16 protein-coding genes, 2 tRNA genes and 1 other RNA gene are annotated in these 16546 nt (G+C 67.2%); 10 read left to right on the forward strand and 9 right to left on the reverse strand.

What is annotated here, in order from left to right; genetic code table 11:
* Positions 1 to 11: 11 nt before the first annotated feature.
* Positions 12 to 87 (reverse strand) — tRNA-Lys (locus N911_RS0115655).
* Between the two features lie 216 nt (positions 88 to 303).
* On the opposite strand from N911_RS0115655, the gene N911_RS0115660 reads away from it, so the two are divergent.
* From N911_RS0115660 to ffs, 4 genes are all read left to right on the forward strand, one after another.
* Positions 304 to 2280, forward strand: coding sequence for a M1 family metallopeptidase (locus N911_RS0115660; RefSeq protein WP_161781645.1), 1977 nt, complete (start codon positions 304 to 306; stop codon positions 2278 to 2280).
* Entirely contained in the window at positions 2277 to 3116 is an 840-nt protein-coding gene (locus N911_RS0115665; RefSeq protein WP_029898799.1) for a ChaN family lipoprotein, read from the forward strand. Before N911_RS0115660 ends, N911_RS0115665 begins: the two co-directional genes overlap by 4 nt.
* Before the next feature lie 66 nt (positions 3117 to 3182).
* Positions 3183 to 3274 (forward strand) — tRNA-Ser (locus tag N911_RS0115670).
* A 42-nt stretch (positions 3275 to 3316) separates the two neighbouring features.
* Positions 3317 to 3411: signal recognition particle sRNA small type (gene ffs / locus N911_RS18150), an RNA gene on the forward strand.
* Positions 3412 to 3423: 12 nt separating this feature from the next.
* On the opposite strand, the gene N911_RS0115675 is transcribed toward ffs, so the two are convergent.
* Positions 3424 to 3936, reverse strand: coding sequence for a hypothetical protein (locus tag N911_RS0115675; protein WP_029898801.1), 513 nt, complete (start codon positions 3934 to 3936; stop codon positions 3424 to 3426).
* Between the two features lie 92 nt (positions 3937 to 4028).
* On the opposite strand from N911_RS0115675, the gene N911_RS0115680 reads away from it, so the two are divergent.
* Positions 4029 to 6158, forward strand: coding sequence for a PEP/pyruvate-binding domain-containing protein (locus N911_RS0115680; RefSeq protein WP_029898803.1), 2130 nt, complete (start codon positions 4029 to 4031; stop codon positions 6156 to 6158).
* 3 nt (positions 6159 to 6161) lie between these two features.
* Here N911_RS0115680 and N911_RS0115685 read toward each other — a convergent pair whose 3' ends face one another.
* The gene (locus N911_RS0115685) at positions 6162 to 7436 is read right to left on the reverse strand and encodes a DUF4139 domain-containing protein (RefSeq protein WP_138774443.1); all 1275 of its coding nucleotides are present in this window, start codon (positions 7434 to 7436) and stop codon (positions 6162 to 6164) included.
* Positions 7437 to 7710: 274 nt separating this feature from the next.
* Between N911_RS0115685 and N911_RS0115695 the strand changes: the two genes are divergently transcribed.
* Positions 7711 to 8250, forward strand: coding sequence for a methyltransferase domain-containing protein (locus N911_RS0115695; RefSeq protein ID WP_029898808.1), 540 nt, complete (start codon positions 7711 to 7713; stop codon positions 8248 to 8250).
* On the opposite strand, the gene N911_RS0115700 is transcribed toward N911_RS0115695, so the two are convergent.
* Positions 8237 to 9562: a SagB family peptide dehydrogenase gene (locus tag N911_RS0115700; RefSeq protein WP_029898810.1), complete on the reverse strand. Its 1326-nt coding sequence runs from the start codon at positions 9560 to 9562 to the stop codon at positions 8237 to 8239. The genes N911_RS0115695 and N911_RS0115700 overlap by 14 nt on opposite strands.
* Positions 9563 to 9608: 46 nt before the next feature.
* Here N911_RS0115700 and bioB point away from each other — a divergent pair, with 46 nt between their 5' ends.
* The 4 genes from bioB (at position 9609) to N911_RS0115720 (ending at position 12674) form a co-directional block, all read left to right on the forward strand.
* On the forward strand, positions 9609 to 10580 hold the full coding sequence (bioB, locus tag N911_RS0115705; protein WP_035105622.1) for a biotin synthase BioB: 972 nt from the start codon (positions 9609 to 9611) through the stop codon (positions 10578 to 10580).
* Between the two features lie 64 nt (positions 10581 to 10644).
* A complete protein-coding gene (locus N911_RS0115710; protein WP_029898813.1) occupies positions 10645 to 11187 on the forward strand; it encodes a biotin transporter BioY in 543 nt (180 codons plus the stop codon).
* The gene (locus tag N911_RS0115715; protein WP_029898814.1) at positions 11184 to 11927 is read left to right on the forward strand and encodes an energy-coupling factor ABC transporter ATP-binding protein; all 744 of its coding nucleotides are present in this window, start codon (positions 11184 to 11186) and stop codon (positions 11925 to 11927) included. Before N911_RS0115710 ends, N911_RS0115715 begins: the two co-directional genes overlap by 4 nt.
* On the forward strand, positions 11928 to 12674 hold the full coding sequence (locus N911_RS0115720; RefSeq protein ID WP_051694504.1) for a hypothetical protein: 747 nt from the start codon (positions 11928 to 11930) through the stop codon (positions 12672 to 12674).
* Here the strand turns inward: N911_RS0115720 and N911_RS0115725 are convergent.
* The 5 genes from N911_RS0115725 to N911_RS0115745 form a co-directional block, all read right to left on the reverse strand.
* Positions 12653 to 13099, reverse strand: a complete 447-nt coding sequence (locus tag N911_RS0115725; protein ID WP_051694506.1) for a MauE/DoxX family redox-associated membrane protein — start codon at positions 13097 to 13099, stop codon at positions 12653 to 12655. The genes N911_RS0115720 and N911_RS0115725 overlap by 22 nt on opposite strands.
* Positions 13096 to 13605: a rhodanese-like domain-containing protein gene (locus N911_RS0115730; RefSeq protein WP_029898820.1), complete on the reverse strand. Its 510-nt coding sequence runs from the start codon at positions 13603 to 13605 to the stop codon at positions 13096 to 13098. The genes N911_RS0115725 and N911_RS0115730 overlap by 4 nt, the downstream gene beginning before the upstream one ends.
* A gap of 90 nt (positions 13606 to 13695) precedes the next feature.
* Positions 13696 to 14442 carry a TlyA family RNA methyltransferase gene (locus N911_RS0115735; RefSeq protein ID WP_029898822.1) on the reverse strand — a complete coding sequence of 249 codons (747 nt, stop codon included), beginning with the start codon at positions 14440 to 14442 and terminating at the stop codon, positions 13696 to 13698.
* 1 nt (position 14443) lies between these two features.
* Positions 14444 to 15898 (reverse strand): threonine synthase, encoded by a 1455-nt coding sequence (thrC, locus tag N911_RS0115740; protein ID WP_029898823.1) that lies wholly within the window; start codon positions 15896 to 15898, stop codon positions 14444 to 14446.
* A 74-nt stretch (positions 15899 to 15972) separates the two neighbouring features.
* Entirely contained in the window at positions 15973 to 16479 is a 507-nt protein-coding gene (locus tag N911_RS0115745; RefSeq protein ID WP_029898825.1) for a DUF456 domain-containing protein, read from the reverse strand.
* Positions 16480 to 16546: the final 67 nt, after the last annotated feature.

Genomic DNA, 16546 nt, shown 5'->3' on the forward strand with positions numbered 1-16546 from the left:
CTTGAAATGTCTGGTGGGCTACCAGGGACTCGAACCCCGAACCAATTGATTAAGAGTCAACTGCTCTGCCAATTGAGCTAGTAGCCCCGCCGTGCGGAGAGAGCTTTCTAGGGAGCCGGGCCAGCTTTGTCAACCCTGCGGCCGACACTTTTTTCCAAAGCGAGGCGGATGGACAGGAGTCCATTCCCCATCTAGAGTCATACAATGCGGATTATCCTCCTCCTTCTGCTCCTCGTATTGCTTCCATTGTTTGTCTCCGCCCCGGCTCGGGCCGAGGCGCTTTCAGTCGTTCATGACCTCGCTGTGGAGCTACACCCGCGTCGTTCCCAGCTCACCGGGCGGGACGTTCTGCGTGTCGAGCCCGGCGGCCTTTCCTTTCTGTCCCTTCACCTGGCGGACAACGCCAAAGTGGAGGAAGTACTGCTGGACGGCCGGGCGGCGGAATGGTCATTCCGCAAAGGGGATTTGCGGGTTACGCTTCCAGGGCATCTGCGGCGAGGCGTTGTGCGGCTTGAGGTGGCCTACCGGGCGCGTTTCGACCAGGAAGTCGAAACGCGGCCCCTGTCCATGGACAACCCGGGTTTCGGCGTCGCCGGAACCATCGGGCCGGAAGGCTCCTTTCTCCTGGCGGGCAGCGGCTGGTATCCCCGCCTGGAGGCGGCGAGCGCCTCCTACGATGTGGCGGTGACAGCCCCGGAGGGCGTCGTGGCCGTTACAGCCGGAGCCATGCGCTCCATCCGCGCCGAGGATGGGCGCACCGTCAGCCGCTGGGAGGTGAAACGCCCGGTGCGCGGGCTGGCCCTGGCCGCCGGGCGCTACGAGCGCCGGGAGACGAAGGTTGGCGATACCGTGGTGTCCACGTATCTCACCACCCAAAACGCCCACCTGGCGGAACGCTACCTGGAGGCGTCCCAGCGGCACATCCGCTTCTACCAGAAGCGGCTTGGCCCCTACCCCTTCCCCAAGTTCGCGGTGGTGGAGAATTTCTTTCCCACCGGCTACGGGTTCCCTTCGTTCACCCTCCTGGGCGGGAGGGTGTTGGCCCTGCCGTTCATTCCGGAAACCTCCCTCAAGCACGAGATCGCCCATTGCTGGTGGGGCAACGGCGTGCTGGTGGACTACGAGTCCGGCAACTGGAGCGAGGGGCTGGCGACGTATTTGGCGGACTACCTGCGCAGGGAACTGGAGTCCGAGGAGGCGGCCAGGGAATACCGTCTGACCACCCTGCGCGACTACGCCCAGCTCGCCACCGGGGGGCGGGACTTTCCCCTCTCGCGGTTCGGTGCGCGGTTCTCCCCGGCCACGCGGGCCGTGGGCTACGGCAAGGCCATGTTCGTCTTTCACATGATTCGCCGCCGCGTGGGCGACGAGGCCTTTTGGCGCGCTTTGCGAAATGTGGCGAGTGAACGGATGTTCAAGGAGACTTCCTGGGACGACTTACGCGCCGCCTTTGTGGCGGCCTCTGACTGGCCCGCGCGGGAGAGCGGGGCGTTTCTGCGCCAGTGGGTCGAGCGCGCGGGGGCCCCGAAGTTGTCACTGCGGGCCACGCGAGGCCGGGACCACGGAGGGTGGCTTGTGAGCGGTGAGCTTCGCCAGGAAGGACGTCCCTACAGCCTGCGCATCCCTGTGGCCGCCACGGGGGAGGGCGGCAAGGCCTCCACCGTGGTCTCGCTGGACAACGCCTCCGCGCCGGTACGCCTGCGAACCAGGGACAGGCCTGAATTGGCCGCGGCCGACCCGGAGGCCCATGTCTTCCGGCTACTCGCTCCTTCCGAGATCCCATCCACTGTGAACAGCCTCAAGGGGGCCGACGAAGTGCGACCCGTGCTGGGGGAGATTTCAGGCAATGGGGGGCGTCTGGCGGCCATTCTGCTGGCCGGGCTTGGAAAGCGCGGCACGCGGGTGGCTCAAACGGACGAGGCATTGCCGGACAAAATCGCGGAACCGCTTCTTTTTATCGGCCGGCCGTCTGGCGCTGCCTGGACCGAACGGCTGCGTGAGGCATTTCCGGATGTGGACCCGGATACGCTCGCGGGGGCGGATGTTCCGGGCGGGGCGGACACGATCTTCCTGGTCGGCGAAACCGGGGACGGGCGGTTGACCGGCTGGCTGGCGGCGAAGCCCGGCGTTTCGGCGGAATCCGTGGAGGAGGCCACCCGCAAGATCACCCATTACGGCAAGTACGGCCGGTTGGCGTTCAAGGCCGGGCAAAATCTGCTCAAGCGGGTGCCCGAGCCCGAGGTTTCGCCCATGCTGGTCCGTTTCGGTGAGGAATCATGAAATATGTTGCGGCGGTTCTCGCGGTGCTGGCGTTGTCGTTTTCCTGCGGCGGGGAACAAGGTGGTTTCCGCGTGTGGGAGGTGGCCCGAGGCGGCGAAGCGTCGCTGGCGGAAGTCGCCTCTGAACTGGCCAGCAACGACATCGTCTATGTGGGCGAGCGGCATGACGAGCCGTTGCACCACAGGGGGCAGGTGGCCGTCATCCGGGCCCTGTTAAAGGAGACACCGCGCCTGGCCGTGGGTTTGGAAATGTGGCGCAGCCGCGACCAGAAACGGCTTGACGCCTGGGTGGCGGGGAATGTGGGTGAAGAAGAAATGCGCCGGGCGTTCAACGAGAACTGGGATGACTCGTGGCGGCTTTACCGCGACATATTCCTGTTCTGCCGGGACAACGGCGTGCCCATGGTGGGGCTGAACATGCCCCGCGAGATCACCCGGCAGGTCGCCCGGGAGGGATTCGATTCCCTCACGCCCGCGCAGCGGGGCGAACTCCCGCCCATCGTCTGCGAGGTGGCCCCGGCTTACGAGGAGTACATGCGCCGTGTGGCCGGACACGGGTCGCACGGCCTGAACTTCCAGCATTTCTGCCAGGCGCAATTGGTCTGGGACACGGCCATGGCCGTGCATGCGGTGGATTACCTGCGCGCCAACCCGGGCGCCACCATGGTTGTGCTCTGCGGGCAAATCCACGCCTGGAAACCGGCCATGCCCACCCAGGTCGCGGACATTGATTCCAAGTTGCGTCAGGCCGTCATCATGCCCCAGCAACCGGGTCGCGTTGACCCGGGCTCGGTTTCCTCAAAGGACGCGGACTACCTGCTGCTTGGCGGGAGATGAAAATTTTCCCTTTCACGTCCCTTGCCAAAGGGGCGCACATGGTCTAAGTAGGGCGTCCGCTTTCGCGGAGAGGTGTCCGAGTTGGCCGAAGGAGCACGCTTGGAAAGCGTGTGTACCGTTACCCGGTACCGAGGGTTCGAATCCCTCCCTCTCCGCCACTTTGTTTCCAACCGGGAGCCTTCGAGGGCTCCCGGATTCTTCGAGGAAACCGGGCGGCGAAGCCGTCGTGAACCCCGTCAGGCCCGAAAGGGAGCAGCGGTAGCGAGCCGGTTTCGGGTGTCCGGTTTCCATCAAGAAGGGCGAGCCGTCAGGGCTCGTCCTTTTTTTTGCGCCGTTCCTCCTCCAGCGTCATGACTCGCACCACCAGGGCGATGTGTTCCCCGGGCAGCGCTCCCAGCAGGGCTCCGGCCATGGAGCCGATAGCCGCCCAGGCCGGTATGCCGCCGAGGTCCCAGGCCATGAGTTGCGCCACCAGCCCAATGAACGAACCGCCGAATGCCCCGAGGACAATGCCCTCGGAGTTGGTCGGCTCCACGGTCCTGTCGCCCTTGAGGTACAGGGCCGCGCCACGCAGCAGCATGCCGCCCAAACCGCCAAGGAATCCGCTGACCAGAACCAGGATGGTCCCCAGAATTGCATTGAAGAGCATGACCCGCCAGTAGCCTTCGGCCGCCCAAATCGGCAGCGCCCCGGCCAATGCGCCCACGAAGGCGCAGCCAAGGAAACATTTGGTGCACAGGCAAGCGGAGGCACGTTCCTCGGCGGCCTTGCGGACGTGCAGGTTCTCATGGTTCGGGGCGGACTGGTGCGTCTGGTCCATGCGGCGGATTCCGGTCGGTTCGCGTGGCGACGTCGAGGCTGGCCGATGGGCAATGCTTTCCTCGATGCCCTGATCGTGCCAGAATCGTGCCCATGCCGAACAATTTCCTGAAGCTGTCGGAGGCCGGGGAACGCGGTCTGGATGAGTCCGGGGGCAAGGGCGTGGCCCTTTCCCGAATGGCTGATGCCGGATTGCCCGTGCCGGAAACGCGCGTCATTCCGGCGTCCGCCTACCACGCCTTCGTGCGTTCCGCGGGACTGGCCGAGACCATCCGCGTGGAAGTGACGAAGGCATCGGACCCGGATGCCCGCTGGGAGGAGATTTGGGAAGCGGCTCTGCGAGTCCGCAACGCCTTTGTCCGCGCGCGGGTGCCGGACGACCTGGCGCTGTCCCTGGAGGAAGGGTTCGAGGAGGTATTCGGAAAGGCCGACCTGGCCATTCGCAGTTCTTCGCCCGCAGAGGACGCCGAGCGAGCTTCGTTCGCCGGGTTGCACGACTCCTATCTGGATGTTGGACCGGCGGAGCGGCTTGAGCGGGTTAAAATGGTCTGGGCCTCCCTGTGGAACGACCGGGCCATGCTCTACCGCCGCGAACTGGGGCTGGACGCTGACAAGAGCGCCATGGCCGTGGTGGTGCAGGCCATGATCCCTGGCCAAGCCTCGGGCGTGGTTTTTTCCGAGGCCCCGGGCAAGCCTGTGGAAGGCGTGGTCGAGGCGGTGCGGGACGGCAACCAGGAATTCGTGGACGGCGGCAAGGAGCCCTGGCGCTGGATGATGGACCGTGACGACGGCCGGATTCTCGAGGAACAGCCGCCCACGGGAAACGCCCCGCCTCCGCTTTCGGAATGCCAGGTGCGCCGCGTTTTTCGGCTGGCCCAGGAGGCGGAGGCCCTGTTCGGCGCGCCGCAGGACGTGGAGTGGACCCTGCGCGACGGCGACCTGTACGCCCTGCAATCCCGTCCCGTGACCACCCGGGCCGCCCCGGACGCCTCCGGCTGGTCCGGGGAGGACAAGCGGCCCTGGTACCTCTCCCTGACCCGCAGCTTCGAGAATCTGGTGGAGTTGCGGCGGCGGGTGGAGGAAGAACTCCTGCCCGCCATGCACGAGGAAGCGGACCGGCTGGCCGAAACCGACCCCGGCGCGCTGGGGGATTCCGGACTGGCGGTCGAAATTGAGCGCCGGGCGGACGTGCTGGACGAGTATGCCGACCGCTACTGGGCCGAGTGCATCCCCCTGGCCCACGCCGCCCGCCTCTTCGGGCAGGTGTACAACGAGCGGCTGGCACCGGACGACCCCTTCGCCTTTGTTGACCTGCTGCGCGGCACGGAGATGCGGGGTGTGGAGCGCAATCGCCTGCTGGAGCGGTTGGCCGCCGTTCTTGCCGAGGACGAGGAGGCCGCGCGTGCGGCTCGCCAAGGCGACCCCGATGCCCTGCCCCGGGAGGCGGAGCGTCTGCTGGACGAATTCGCCGTGTCCTTCGGCGATCTGGCCTGTTTCCAGGGCTGGTGCGGCGGCGGGCGCGAAGGCGTGCTGCGCCTGGCCCTGCGGCTCTCTGGCCGCGAAAAGCAACCGGAGAAGAGGAAACACGGCGACCCGGAGGAACTGCGCCGCGCCTACTTGAATTCCTTCCCACCGGAACGGCGCGAATTCGGCCGCCGCCTGCTGGACTTGGCCCGCGCCGCCTACCGTCTGCGCGACGATGACAACCTGGCCCTTGGCAGGCTGGAAACGCGCCTGGACGAAGCTGCGGGAGAGGGACGGGAGCGCTTGGCGGCGCGCGGCGTGGAGCGCCCGGAGGAGATCACTCCGCGTGAGGTGGCCAGCAGCCTGCGTGACCCCGGCCGGAGTCCCGAACGGGGAAAGGACAGCGGGAAGAAAAGCCTGGGAGCCAAGGACGGCGAATTCTCCGGACATGCCGCCGGACCAGGCGTGGCCGAGGGGCCGGCGCGCGTGGTGCGGTCCCGCGAGGAGTTGGCGGATTTTCAATTGGGCGAGGTGCTGGTCTGCCGGTCGGTGGACCCCTCCATGACATACGTGGCCCCCCTGGCCGCCGCCGTGGTGGAGGAACGCGGCGGCATGCTGGTCCACGGGGCCATCATCGCCCGCGAGTACGGCCTGCCCTGCGTCACCGGGGCGCGCGGCGCGGTGGACGCCCTGGAGACCGGCCAGCGGGTGCTGGTGGACGGTTACAAGGGTGTGGTGCGCAAACTGGACGGGAAGTGACGATCAGCGCCAGCCCAGGTCCAGCTTCATGTCCTCCGGCGCGCGCAGCTCCACGCCGAATTCCACCGTCCTTTCTTGCCCCGCGTCGAGGTCGAGGTTCCAGACCAGGGTGTTCTCCGTGCGATCATCCGGTTCAGGGTCGGCGATGATGTCCAGCTTGATGCGCTCGTCCCGCGCGGTGGGGCGTGGCTCTTCAAGCCGGATGGCCGCTGGCCCGGGGCGCTGGTTGGCCAATTTCACCCGCCACTTCCACACATAGGTCTGGTCGGAGCGGATCAGCCCCTTCTCGCCGGATTCCTTGCGCAGCAGTGTGGACCTGGCCGTGACCAGGGGATCGGTGCCGAAGGGGATGGTGGCCTCGCGTCCGGCCAAGGAGAAGGCTCCCTGGGTCAGCAGTGCGCCGTCCACCAGAAAGATCGCTTCGCCCCGGGGCATTTCCACCGCCTCCTCCAGACGCACGTCCGCCTGGAGAAAGCAGTCCTCGGTCAGGGCCGGGCGGGCCAAGTAGGCGTATTCGGCTTTCAGGTCCATTGAACGCACGTCCAGTACCCTGGGTTGGCCCGGCTCCAGCCGCACTTTCCCGAGGTCCCAGACCGCGAATGTTCCCAGCCTCCGTTTGGCCGGGGAGGCGTCGGCCTGCTCCATGGCGGCCATGGGTGCGGCTGTCTTGAGCATGGGCCGCACCTCCTTGTCCTGGTCCGGCCGAATGATCCATTGCGGCAGCCTTGGCGGCTCGCGCCGCACGTGCCCAGCGCGGGTGGCCAGGCTGAGGGGGGCGTTCCAGGTGGTTCCCGTGGTCTGTCGAACCTCGGCGGAATAGGTCATCTCCAGGCGGTCTTTCGCGGGAAGGGCGTTGAGACGGTAGCGCGGGGTCCAGCCGCAGCCGTCCACCCGGTACGTGGCCGCAAGCGTGACCCGGTCGCTCGCTCCGGCCAGATCCACCCGCACGTCCCACAGCCGCTCCGCCTCGCCCAGCAATTCGTCGCGGCGCGAGGTGAGGCGGGACAACTCCGCGCGCGCCTCGTCAAGGGCGGAGGCGGCGGGACCGAGTTCGGCGGTCAGCTCGCTTACCCGCTCGCCCAGGGTCCTGGCCATGGCCTCGGCGGCATTGGGCGTGTCCAGCCTGTCGCCGCCTGCGCGGTTCCAGAAGTCCAGCCGGGAGAGCAGGGACTGCGCCGTAGCGTTGGCCGAGTGCACTTCCGTGCGTTGTTTCCCGATGCGCTCGTTCAGCTCCTCCAGCTCCGGGCTTTGGGCTGGCTGACCGCGTTGCGCCTGCACGCCGCGCACCTCGCCGGACTCCGCGCGGACGCGCAGGCTGTCCGGGGCGGCGCCGGGGGGAGGTGCAGCACCGCGTGGGGGGAGGGCGAGGGGAGAACCCTCAGCTTGAAGGTCTCCTCGACCTGGGCTGAATCCGGATAAAGAGTCACCTGGCGTACTTCGGCGCGGGCGGCGGTGGGCAGGGCCAGGATAAGGGCGAGCAACAGGGGCAGGAATCTGGGCATGGAAAAGTCTCCTTGACTGGCTGACGCTTCATCCTGGTACTACATGAGATATGCATGGTGAGAAAGACGGAGCGGATTGGTTGGTGCGGCGTTTCGCGCCTCTTTTTGAGGGCGCTGACGCGCCGGTGCTGGACGTGGCCGCGGGGGAGGGCCGCAACGGGCTGCATCTGGCCCGGCTGGGCGTGAAGGTGGTCTGCTGTGACGTTTCGGCCGATGCGCTGGCCCATGCGGAGAGCGCGGCCAGGGAGGAAGGGCTGCCCCTGACGACCTGGCGGGTGGACCTGGAATCCGGGAAGTGCCCGCTGGATGAAGGCGAATGGGGCGGCATGCTTGTTTTTCGTTACCTCCACCGGCCACTGGTTCCCTGCCTCAAGGCGGCCCTGCGTCCGGGCGCGCTGCTTCTCTACGAGACGTTCACCATCCAGCAGCGGGAGCTTGGCAAGCCGAGCAATCCGGATTTCCTGCTGCGGCCCGGCGAACTGCGGGAGTTGTTCGAGGATTTCGATATCCTGCATTATGAGGAAGGCCGTTTCTCGAATCCCGACCGCCACGCCGCCCGTCTGGCGGCGCGCAAGCCTAGCGTTTCCTGACCGGCCCCACAGCCACCAGATAGAGTAGCCGTTCGTGTTCCTCCAGGGCGAGCAGGTCCGACGCCTGCTTGTCGAAAAACGCGCCTACGCCGCAGGCCCCCATCCCGAGGGCTTCCGCCGCCAGATAGACGCGCTGCCCCAGTCTGCCCGCCCGCAGCAGCGCCCCGCGGTATCCAGAGGGGCCAGAGCGCGACTCCAGTTCCGCGAGGTTCGCGGTGAAAAGCACGTGCAGCGGCGCGTTGGCCAGCCACTCCTGTCCCAGGCAGACTCCGGTCATGGGGAGATGTAACTCTCCTTTGACGAGCGGGCCTGTCGAAACGTCCAGGGCGTGGCGGCCGTCCTGCATCCCCTCCACGCCCTGGCACAGCAGGCTGACGCGCGGAGTGTCCCGCCAGGGGCGAAGGCACCCGGTGATGGCCTCGTGGGCCGCTTGCCCAAGCGTGGCGTCAGGGAGGAAGTTGCGGCGGGAACGGCGGGAGCCCATGAGGGATTCGGGATCGCCCCAGGGAACGGATTCGGGCGGCGTGTCCGGGGTGCTTTCCCGCTCAGCTCCGGCCGTGACCTGGAATGCGTGAACGATTTTCGGCTCCGGTTTTTCAGCCGGGCTGACGACCCCATCGCGGTCCAGGCAGGGTTCGGCAGGATCGCCGAGCGTGTTCGTGGAGAAGGCTCCGCCCAGGTCCACGGCCGCCACGGGCCGCTCCAGTTCCTGGTTCAGGCAGAGTTGGCGGCACCATGCTGCGTCATCCAAAGACAGGCTGACCCGTGGCGAGAATCCCAGGGCGCGTGCCAGCAGGACCAGATTCTCCAGGGCGTGGCCGGGGTCCAGCAGGCAGTAGCGGAAGGCGCGCGGGCCGTATTTCCAGGAACTGCGGAAGATGCGCGTGGCCAGGATGAGCCGCAGTGAGGCGGCGTCGCCGTGACTGTCTTTCCCGGGACGCAGCAGCCGCAACTCGTTTTCCAAGGGGGAGTAGTGATGCAGTCCGTTTGGAACGCCTTCCACTCCGCTCGCGGCTACATAGGCCTCAAAGGGATAAAGCGCTCCGGCCGAGGCCCAGGCCCGCAGGTGCAACTGGCCTCCTGGTCTGCGCAGTACGGCGGTGGGGCCGAGGGCTCCGCGCAGCAAGCGTGCCAGGCCGGGAGCGTGGAGGCCGCCGGTTGCCTGGACATCCACCGGCAGGCTGGTGCGGTCTACGCGCGGGCCATAGTGTTTGTATGGATCCGGTTCGTTGGCCCAGTCCAGGCGGCGGCCGGTGAGTGAGACGGGGTCGTGGTTGACCGCGTCGTGCAACTGGGTAAGGACTGACGGCATTGGACCTCCTTGCCTTGCGGAGCAAAAGGGACTAGCAGGGCACGCCATGGATGCCTTGTTCCATCAAGCCTACCACATGGCCATGAACGGCGAAACGCCGGACGGCAGGAAGGCCGAAGCGGTGGCCCGCGCCGCGGCCGAACATCCCCGCGAGCTGGCTGAGCTGGCCCACGAGGTCAGGCTGGTCCGCTTCGGGGAGCGGCTTGAACTGTGCGGCATCGTCAACGCCCGTTCCGGGCTGTGCCCCGAGAACTGTGCCTTCTGCGCCCAATCCGCCCGCCACCGCACTGGCGCGCCGGAGTATGGCTTCATCGGGGCGGAGGCGGTGGCCGAAGCCGCCGCCAAAGCCCGCGATGCTGGTGTGTTCCGTTTCGGCGTGGTCATCTCCGGGGCTTCTCCGGGAGAGCGGGATTTCGAGGAAATCCTGCGGGCCGTGCGGCTGGTGGCCGAGCTGGGCATGGAGCCTGACGTGTCCCTTGGACTGTTGGACCGGGAGCGGCTTGCCCGGCTCAAGGAGGCGGGGCTGAAGCGGGTCCATCACAACCTTGAAACCGCCCATTCCTTTTTCCCGAGTGTCTGCACCAGCCACGACTACGAGGACGACGTGTCCCTGGTGCGTGCCGCCAGGGACATGGGGCTGGGGGTCTGTTGCGGTGGCCTCTTCGGCCTGGGCGAGACCTGGGGCCATCGCCTGGAACTGGCCCGCACCCTGGCCGAGCTTGGGGTGGAGTCTGTTCCGGTGAATTTCCTCTCGCCCATCCCCGGCACCCCGCTGGCAGATCAACCGGTGCTTTCGGTGGACGAGGCGGTGGGTATCGTGGCCATGCTGCGGCTGCTGCTGCCACGGGCGCACCTCCGCCTATGCGGCGGGAGGGAAAGGATTTTCGGCTCGGACCACGGGCGTATGCTGACCTGCGGCGCGGACGGCTGCATGGCCGGGGATTACCTGACCACGCCGGGTACGCCGGTGGTGGAGATAATCCGGGCCGCACGGGGCCTGGGCCTGGAACCCCGCTGAGTGAAACCGGTGCGGCTTGACGCGGCCGCCGCCGAAGATAAAGCTGTTTTTTTTGGAGGAACCCATGCACGATTCCATGCCCCTCGCCGGGCTTCACAAGATGGTCTGGACCGCGTTGATGGCGGCCCTGGTGACAGCCGGGGCGTTCATGCAGCTTCCCCTGGGGCCGGTGCCCTTCACCATGCAGCCCTTCTTCGCCATGCTGGCCGGGTTCGTGCTTGGCCCGCTGTACGGCGCGGCCGCGGTGGGCCTGTACGTGGCTGCGGGGCTGCTGGGCCTGCCGGTGTTCGCCGGGGGCAAGGCGGGGCTGGCGGTGCTCCTCGGACCCACCGGCGGCTACCTCTTCGGCTTCATCCTGGGCGCGGCCGTGTGTGGCTTGGCGGCGCGCGGGCAGATGACCTGGCGGCGCGGGCTGCTCTTCGGCCTGGCCAACCTGGCCGTGGTTTACGGGCTGGGCCTGTTGCAACTCAAGGCCGTGCTCTCCCTGGACTGGCTCAAGGCCCTGGCCGTGGGCTTCGCGCCCTTCATTCTGCAGGACCTGGTCAAGCTGGGCATGGCCGTGGCCACCACCCGCTTTCTGCGCTCAAAGGGTCTGGCCCCCAAGTGATCGAACTCTACGACGTAGGCTTTGCCTATTCCGGTGGCGCGGACGCCCTGCGGGACGTCTCCTTCTCCGTTGGCCAGGGGGAACTGGTCGGCCTGGTGGGGGCCAACGGCCATGGCAAGTCCACCCTGCTGGCCCTGCTGGCGGGACTCTACAGCCCCACCAGCGGCTTCCTGACGGTCCACGGCCACGCCTCGCCGGGGGCGGAAAAAGCCATCCGGGGCAGCGCCGCCCTGGTCTTGCAGGAGGCGGAGTTGCAGGTGCTGGGCGCCACCGTGGGCGAGGACCTGTGCCTCGGCCTGGAATCTGATCCGCTCAAACGTGACGAGGCCAAGGAATTGGCCGCGCGGTTGGGGCTCTCAGCTTGGGATGCCCCGGTGCAGACGCTGTCTTTCGGCCAGAAGCGCAAGCTCTGCCTGGCCGGGGCGCTGCTGCGCTCGCCAAGCGTGTTGCTGCTGGACGAACCTTTTTCCGGCCTGGACTACCCGGGCGCAAGGGAGATGCGCGGGCTTCTTGCCGAGAACAAGCGGGCTGGGCTGACCCAGGTGGTGGCCGCTCACGACGTGGAACCCCTGGCCGACCTGGCAGACCGCTGGCTGGTGCTGCGCTCCGGCGGGCTGGCCGCTCAGGGGATGGCGGCGGACGTTTTTCCCCGGCTGGAATCCTTCGATGTGCGGCCGCCCTGCGGCTGGCGGAACGAGGGCGCGAACGTGCTCGAATCCAGGCCGGGCGGGGACTGGTAGGTGCGCCCCAGCCTCTCGCTCACACCCCTGCCTTTTGGCCGACCCGGCCGCGCCCTGCTGGGGCTGGACCCGCGCGTGGCGGTGCTGGTCTGCCTGGCCGTGGGCTTGCTCATCTGGCGGGTGGACGGCGCGGGGCTGCCGCTGTTGTTGGCAGCCCTCGGCTTCACCGCTTGGCTTGCCGGGGGGATGCGCGGGGACAACCGCGTCCTGTGGCGGGGGTATCTGCTGTTCGTGCTTGGCTGGAGCGGAGTGAAGCTGGGGCTGGACCTGCTGGGCGGCACGCCATGGCCGGAGGCGGCGGGAGCCGCCGGATTGCTCGGCGGCAGGCTGGTGGCCCTGCTCCTGGTTGGGTTGTCGCTAGCTCTGATTTCCTCGCCTCGTGGGCTGGGCGCGGCCTTCGCCTGGTATTTGCGGGCTATTCCCCTGGCGCGACGCCACGCCTGGAAGGCTGCCCTCAGTCTGGCACTTATGATCCATTTCCTGCCACTCATCTGGCAGGTAGCCGGGGGAGTGTCCCGCGGCATTTCGCTGCGGCTGCCGGAAGCGTCATGGCGTCGGAGGGCGGCGGTCTTTCCGCAGGCCCTCATCCGCGCCCTGAGCCAGAAGACGTGGAGCCAGACCGTGGCTGTGGCCGCGCGCGGTCTGGACGGGGAGGAGGCCTGGAGGATGCGCTTTCCGCTTCGGCCGCTGCACTGGCTGGCCGGTCTCGCGGCAGTGGCCGTGGTCTACGGAATGAGCCTTCTTTGATTCCGTTTCGAGGCCCGGGCCAACTCGCTGAGGTATACACCCAGCGCCAGGGCCAGGATGGCCGCGTCGCGCAGCAGGCTTGTCAGGATGTTGGCCTCGTCCTGCGGGGAGAGGGAGAAGCAGCCGCAGGCCACGTCCAGCCCGCGCGCCAGGTTGTAGCCCAGGGCGGCCATGAATACCGCCATGAGGAGCAGCACCACCAGGGACGCTCCAAGCCGCAAGAGCCCCAGCACCAGGAAAACGCCGCACAGCATTTCGATCCAGGGCAGGCCCAGGGCGATGGGGTTGACCAGCACGTCCGGCACAAGCTGGTAGTTGTAGATGACCCTTGCGAAGGCGAAGGGGTCGGCGATCTTGTCCAGGCTGGCCCAGATGAAGAGCAGGCCCAGGGCCATGCGGGGCAGTGCGGAAAGCAGGCGGCTCACTGCGCTCCCCCTTCGGTTTGGTCCGCGTCCATCTGCCTGGCCACAGGGCCTTGGGCCTCGAGCCAGGCTTGCCATCCGCCGGGCATGACCAACACGTCTTCAAAGCCCTCCAGCCGCAGTGTCTCAGCCATTTCCGAGGCCTTGTCGCAGGTCAGGGAGGAGCAGTAGATGACCAGCCAGCGTTCGCGGGGCAGGGCCTGCACCCCCTGGGCCGCGCTTGGAGAGAAGGGGTTGTATGGGATGTGCAGCGCGCCCGGTACGTGGCCTTCGAGGTACTCGGAGCGGCCGCGGGCATCAACGAAGAGTACGTCCTCGCGATCAAGGAGTTCGATGGCCTGCTCCGCGTCCACGCTGCCGCCCTGGCCGAGTTCGGCCATGCGTTTGGCCGACCAGTCTTCGATCCAGGGCAGGGTGTCGGGCCGGATGGAGTTGGCCGCGGCCCCGGCGAGCAGGGCGAGTACGAGCAGCAGGATGGCCTGGCGGATTGAGGAAGCGACGGGTTTCACGGGGAATCCTTGTTTGGCGTGCTGCCAGCCGAAGTAGCACGAGCCGGGGCGTGGAGCAACAACCCGGAAAAGGGTGGAGGCCTGTCCGCCCTACGTCCTGCGCAACAGGCAGACGAATTCCTGGTTGCCCTTGGGGCCGGTGATGCTGGAGGGAACAACCCCTTCGGACGTCAGGCCCAGCTCGTCCCGTGCGAAAGCCAGCACCTTGTCCACCGCCTTTTGCCGAAGGGCTTCGTCCCGCACCACGCCCTTGCCCACTTCGCTCCGCTCCAGTTCGAACTGGGGCTTGATGAGGACAACCATGCGGCCCTCCGGCCGGAGCATGGGCAGCAGGGCGGGCAGGACCCGTGTCAGGGAGATGAAGGACAAGTCGGCGGCGATGAGGTCCACTGGCCCGGGCAGCAAATCCGGCGGGGCCAGCCGCAGGTTGATTCCCTCCATGCTCACCACGCGTTCGTCCGCCAGCAGCTTTTCGTGCAGCTGGTCACGCCCCACGTCCACGGCGTAGACCCTGGCCGCTCCGTGCTGCAGCAGGCAGTCGGTGAAGCCGCCGGTGGAAGCCCCGGCGTCCAGGCAGACCAGTCCCGTTACATCCAGGTGAAACGCCTCGATGGCTGTGAGAAGTTTCTCCGCCCCGCGCGAGACATAGGGGCAGGGGGCTTCAATTTCCAGAACCGCGTCGGGGGGGAGCTGCTGGCCGGGCTTATCCACCCGCTCCCGCCGTCCGTCGCCCAGCAGAAAAACGCGCCCGGCCATGATCAGCCGTTTGGCGCGTTCCCTGCTTTCGGCCAGCCCCTGTTCAAAGGCCAGCTGGTCCGCCCGCTTTCTGGCGGCCATGCTACCCCTTGGCCTTGAGCCCCAGTTTGGCCACCACGTTCTCGGCGGCCTGGCGGGCGTAGGCGGCGCGGTCCAAACGCTGCAACTCGGCGGCGTCGATGACGGGCTCGGGGCGGTTGACCAGTTCCGCCTTGGGCTGAATGCCATACTCGGGTGGGAAGGAGTCGTTGAAGTACATTTCCTGGAAGCCGATGAACTTGAGCATGTGGGCGGTGGCGTCCAGCACGGCCAGCTCGTCGGGGTCGATGAGACCCTGCTCGCGGGCGGCCAGCAGCCCGGCCAGACATTCGCCGCCCTGTGTGCAGGAGATGTGGCCGTGGCGGTTGGCCAGAAGCATGCCTTCGATGATGGCCTGCTCCTCCACCTGCACAACCTGGAAGGCCCCCGGTCCGGCGGCCTTTTCCAGCTTGTCCGCGAAGTGGGCCACGCGAGGAAAGGAGACGGGGTCGCCGATCATGGCCGCCTGGGCCACCGAGGCGGAGACGTTCACCGGCTGGTAGATCCGCTCGGGCGGCTCCTGGCGGTAATAGCGGTAGACCGGGTCGGCGTGGTGCGACTGCACCCCGAAAACGCGGGGCAGGCCGGTGAGGATGCCCAGTTCGTACATTTTCAGCAGGCCGGACATGATGGCCGTGATGTTGCCCGCGTTGCCGATGGGCACGAAGATGCATTTGCCGGAGAGGTCCCAGTCGAACCACTGGGCGGTCTCGAAGGCGTAGGATTCCTGGCCAAGGATGCGCCAGGCGTTCTTGGAGTTGAGCAGGGCCACGTCGTAGTTGTCCGCCAAGTGCTCCACAACCTTCATGCAGTCGTCGAACACCCCGGGGACTTCCAGCACCGTGGCCCCTGAGCCCAGCGGCTGGGCCAGCTGCTGCGGTGTGACCTTGCCTTCGGGCAGGATGACAACGGAGGTGATGCCCGAGCCCACGTAGGCGGCGTACAGCGCGGCCGCGGCCGAGGTGTCGCCGGTGGAGGCGCAGACCGCCAGCAGCTCGTCCATCTTCCGCGCCCGCATGAGGTGACCCAGAAAGGAGAAGGCGCAGGCCATGCCCCGGTCCTTGAAGGAGGCGGAGGGGTTCTGGCCGTCGTTCTTGAAGGCCAGCCGCTGGCCGCCCAGCTTGGCGGACAGGGCGGGAGAGGACTCGATGATGGGGGTCTGTCCCTCGCCCAGATAAACGATGTCCCGCTCCTCCATGACCGGGGCCATGAGTTCGTAGAAGCGGAAGATGCCGCGAAGGGCGGGGTTCTTGGTCATGGCCCGGGCGTCGAACAACTCCCGCCAGGCTTTGCCCGGCGTGTCGCGCAAAGCGTCGAACTCCGTGTCCTCCAGCAGAAAGACGCCGGAACATTCTGGGCAGGTGTAGTGCAGTTCGGTGGTGTCGAAACGGCCGCCGCAGCCCAGGCAGACGTATTCCATGCTGCCGCGTCGGGTGGGAAACTGGTCGGGGGGAGCCATGCGAATCCTCGGAAGTTTGGTTGGGGCGGTGAGTGTCCGGTGGCCGGGGTTGTAGCCCGGAGGACGGTCGAGGTCTAGCCGGGCCAGACCGCCGGGACAGACAGCCAGAACATGAACACCCCGATGCCGAACTTGGCCACGATGCCCAGCACGTTGCCGAAGAGCGCGCCCATGGCCGAACGGTGTGCCTCCTTCCAGGGGCGGTTCAGGGTGCGTTCGGCTGCCAGACCGCCCGCGTAGGCCCCCAGGAAGGCACCCGGAATGGCCCCCAGGCCGAAGCCGATGGGCGCGCCCAGCACCGCCCCGATAATGGAGCCGAAGATGGACCACCAGTTGCCCCGCCTGGAGCCGCCGTAACGTTTGACCCCGACGGCCTGGGTCAGGAACTGGATGACTTCGCCCACTGCTGCCAGTCCGCCCAGGAGCAGAAAGAAGCCCCACCCTTGCGACATTTCCGGATGGAACCACTTCCAGACCAGCATGAAGGCCAGCAGGAGCCAGTTGCCCGGCAAGGAGAACGGATGCAGGAGAAGCGTCAAGAAAAGCAGGAAGATGAACAGTCCGGCCCAGAGTTCGGCCATGCTCTTCTCCACAAGGCTTGTCACCCGTCCGGCGACCGGGCGGGCGGAGCGTTGGTTTCGCGGCGGC

Source organism: Desulfohalovibrio reitneri, assembly GCF_000711295.1.
Classification (GTDB): domain Bacteria; phylum Desulfobacterota; class Desulfovibrionia; order Desulfovibrionales; family Desulfovibrionaceae; genus Desulfohalovibrio; species Desulfohalovibrio reitneri.

Excerpts from the sequence above, each read along its gene's own strand:
- bioB (WP_035105622.1), top strand. The coding sequence starts at position 9,609 with ATGGATGCCTTGTTCCATCAAGCCTACCACATGGCCATGAACGGCGAA.
- N911_RS0115735 (WP_029898822.1), bottom strand. The coding sequence starts at position 14,442 with ATGGCCGCCAGAAAGCGGGCGGACCAGCTGGCCTTTGAACAGGGGCTG.
- N911_RS0115680 (WP_029898803.1), top strand. The coding sequence starts at position 4,029 with ATGCCGAACAATTTCCTGAAGCTGTCGGAGGCCGGGGAACGCGGTCTG.
- N911_RS0115710 (WP_029898813.1), top strand. The coding sequence starts at position 10,645 with ATGCACGATTCCATGCCCCTCGCCGGGCTTCACAAGATGGTCTGGACC.
- N911_RS0115675 (WP_029898801.1), bottom strand. The coding sequence starts at position 3,936 with ATGGACCAGACGCACCAGTCCGCCCCGAACCATGAGAACCTGCACGTC.
- N911_RS0115665 (WP_029898799.1), top strand. The coding sequence starts at position 2,277 with ATGAAATATGTTGCGGCGGTTCTCGCGGTGCTGGCGTTGTCGTTTTCC.
- thrC (WP_029898823.1), bottom strand. The coding sequence starts at position 15,898 with ATGGCTCCCCCCGACCAGTTTCCCACCCGACGCGGCAGCATGGAATAC.
- N911_RS0115745 (WP_029898825.1), bottom strand. The coding sequence starts at position 16,479 with ATGGCCGAACTCTGGGCCGGACTGTTCATCTTCCTGCTTTTCTTGACG.
- N911_RS0115695 (WP_029898808.1), top strand. The coding sequence starts at position 7,711 with ATGCATGGTGAGAAAGACGGAGCGGATTGGTTGGTGCGGCGTTTCGCG.
- N911_RS0115700 (WP_029898810.1), bottom strand. The coding sequence starts at position 9,562 with ATGCCGTCAGTCCTTACCCAGTTGCACGACGCGGTCAACCACGACCCC.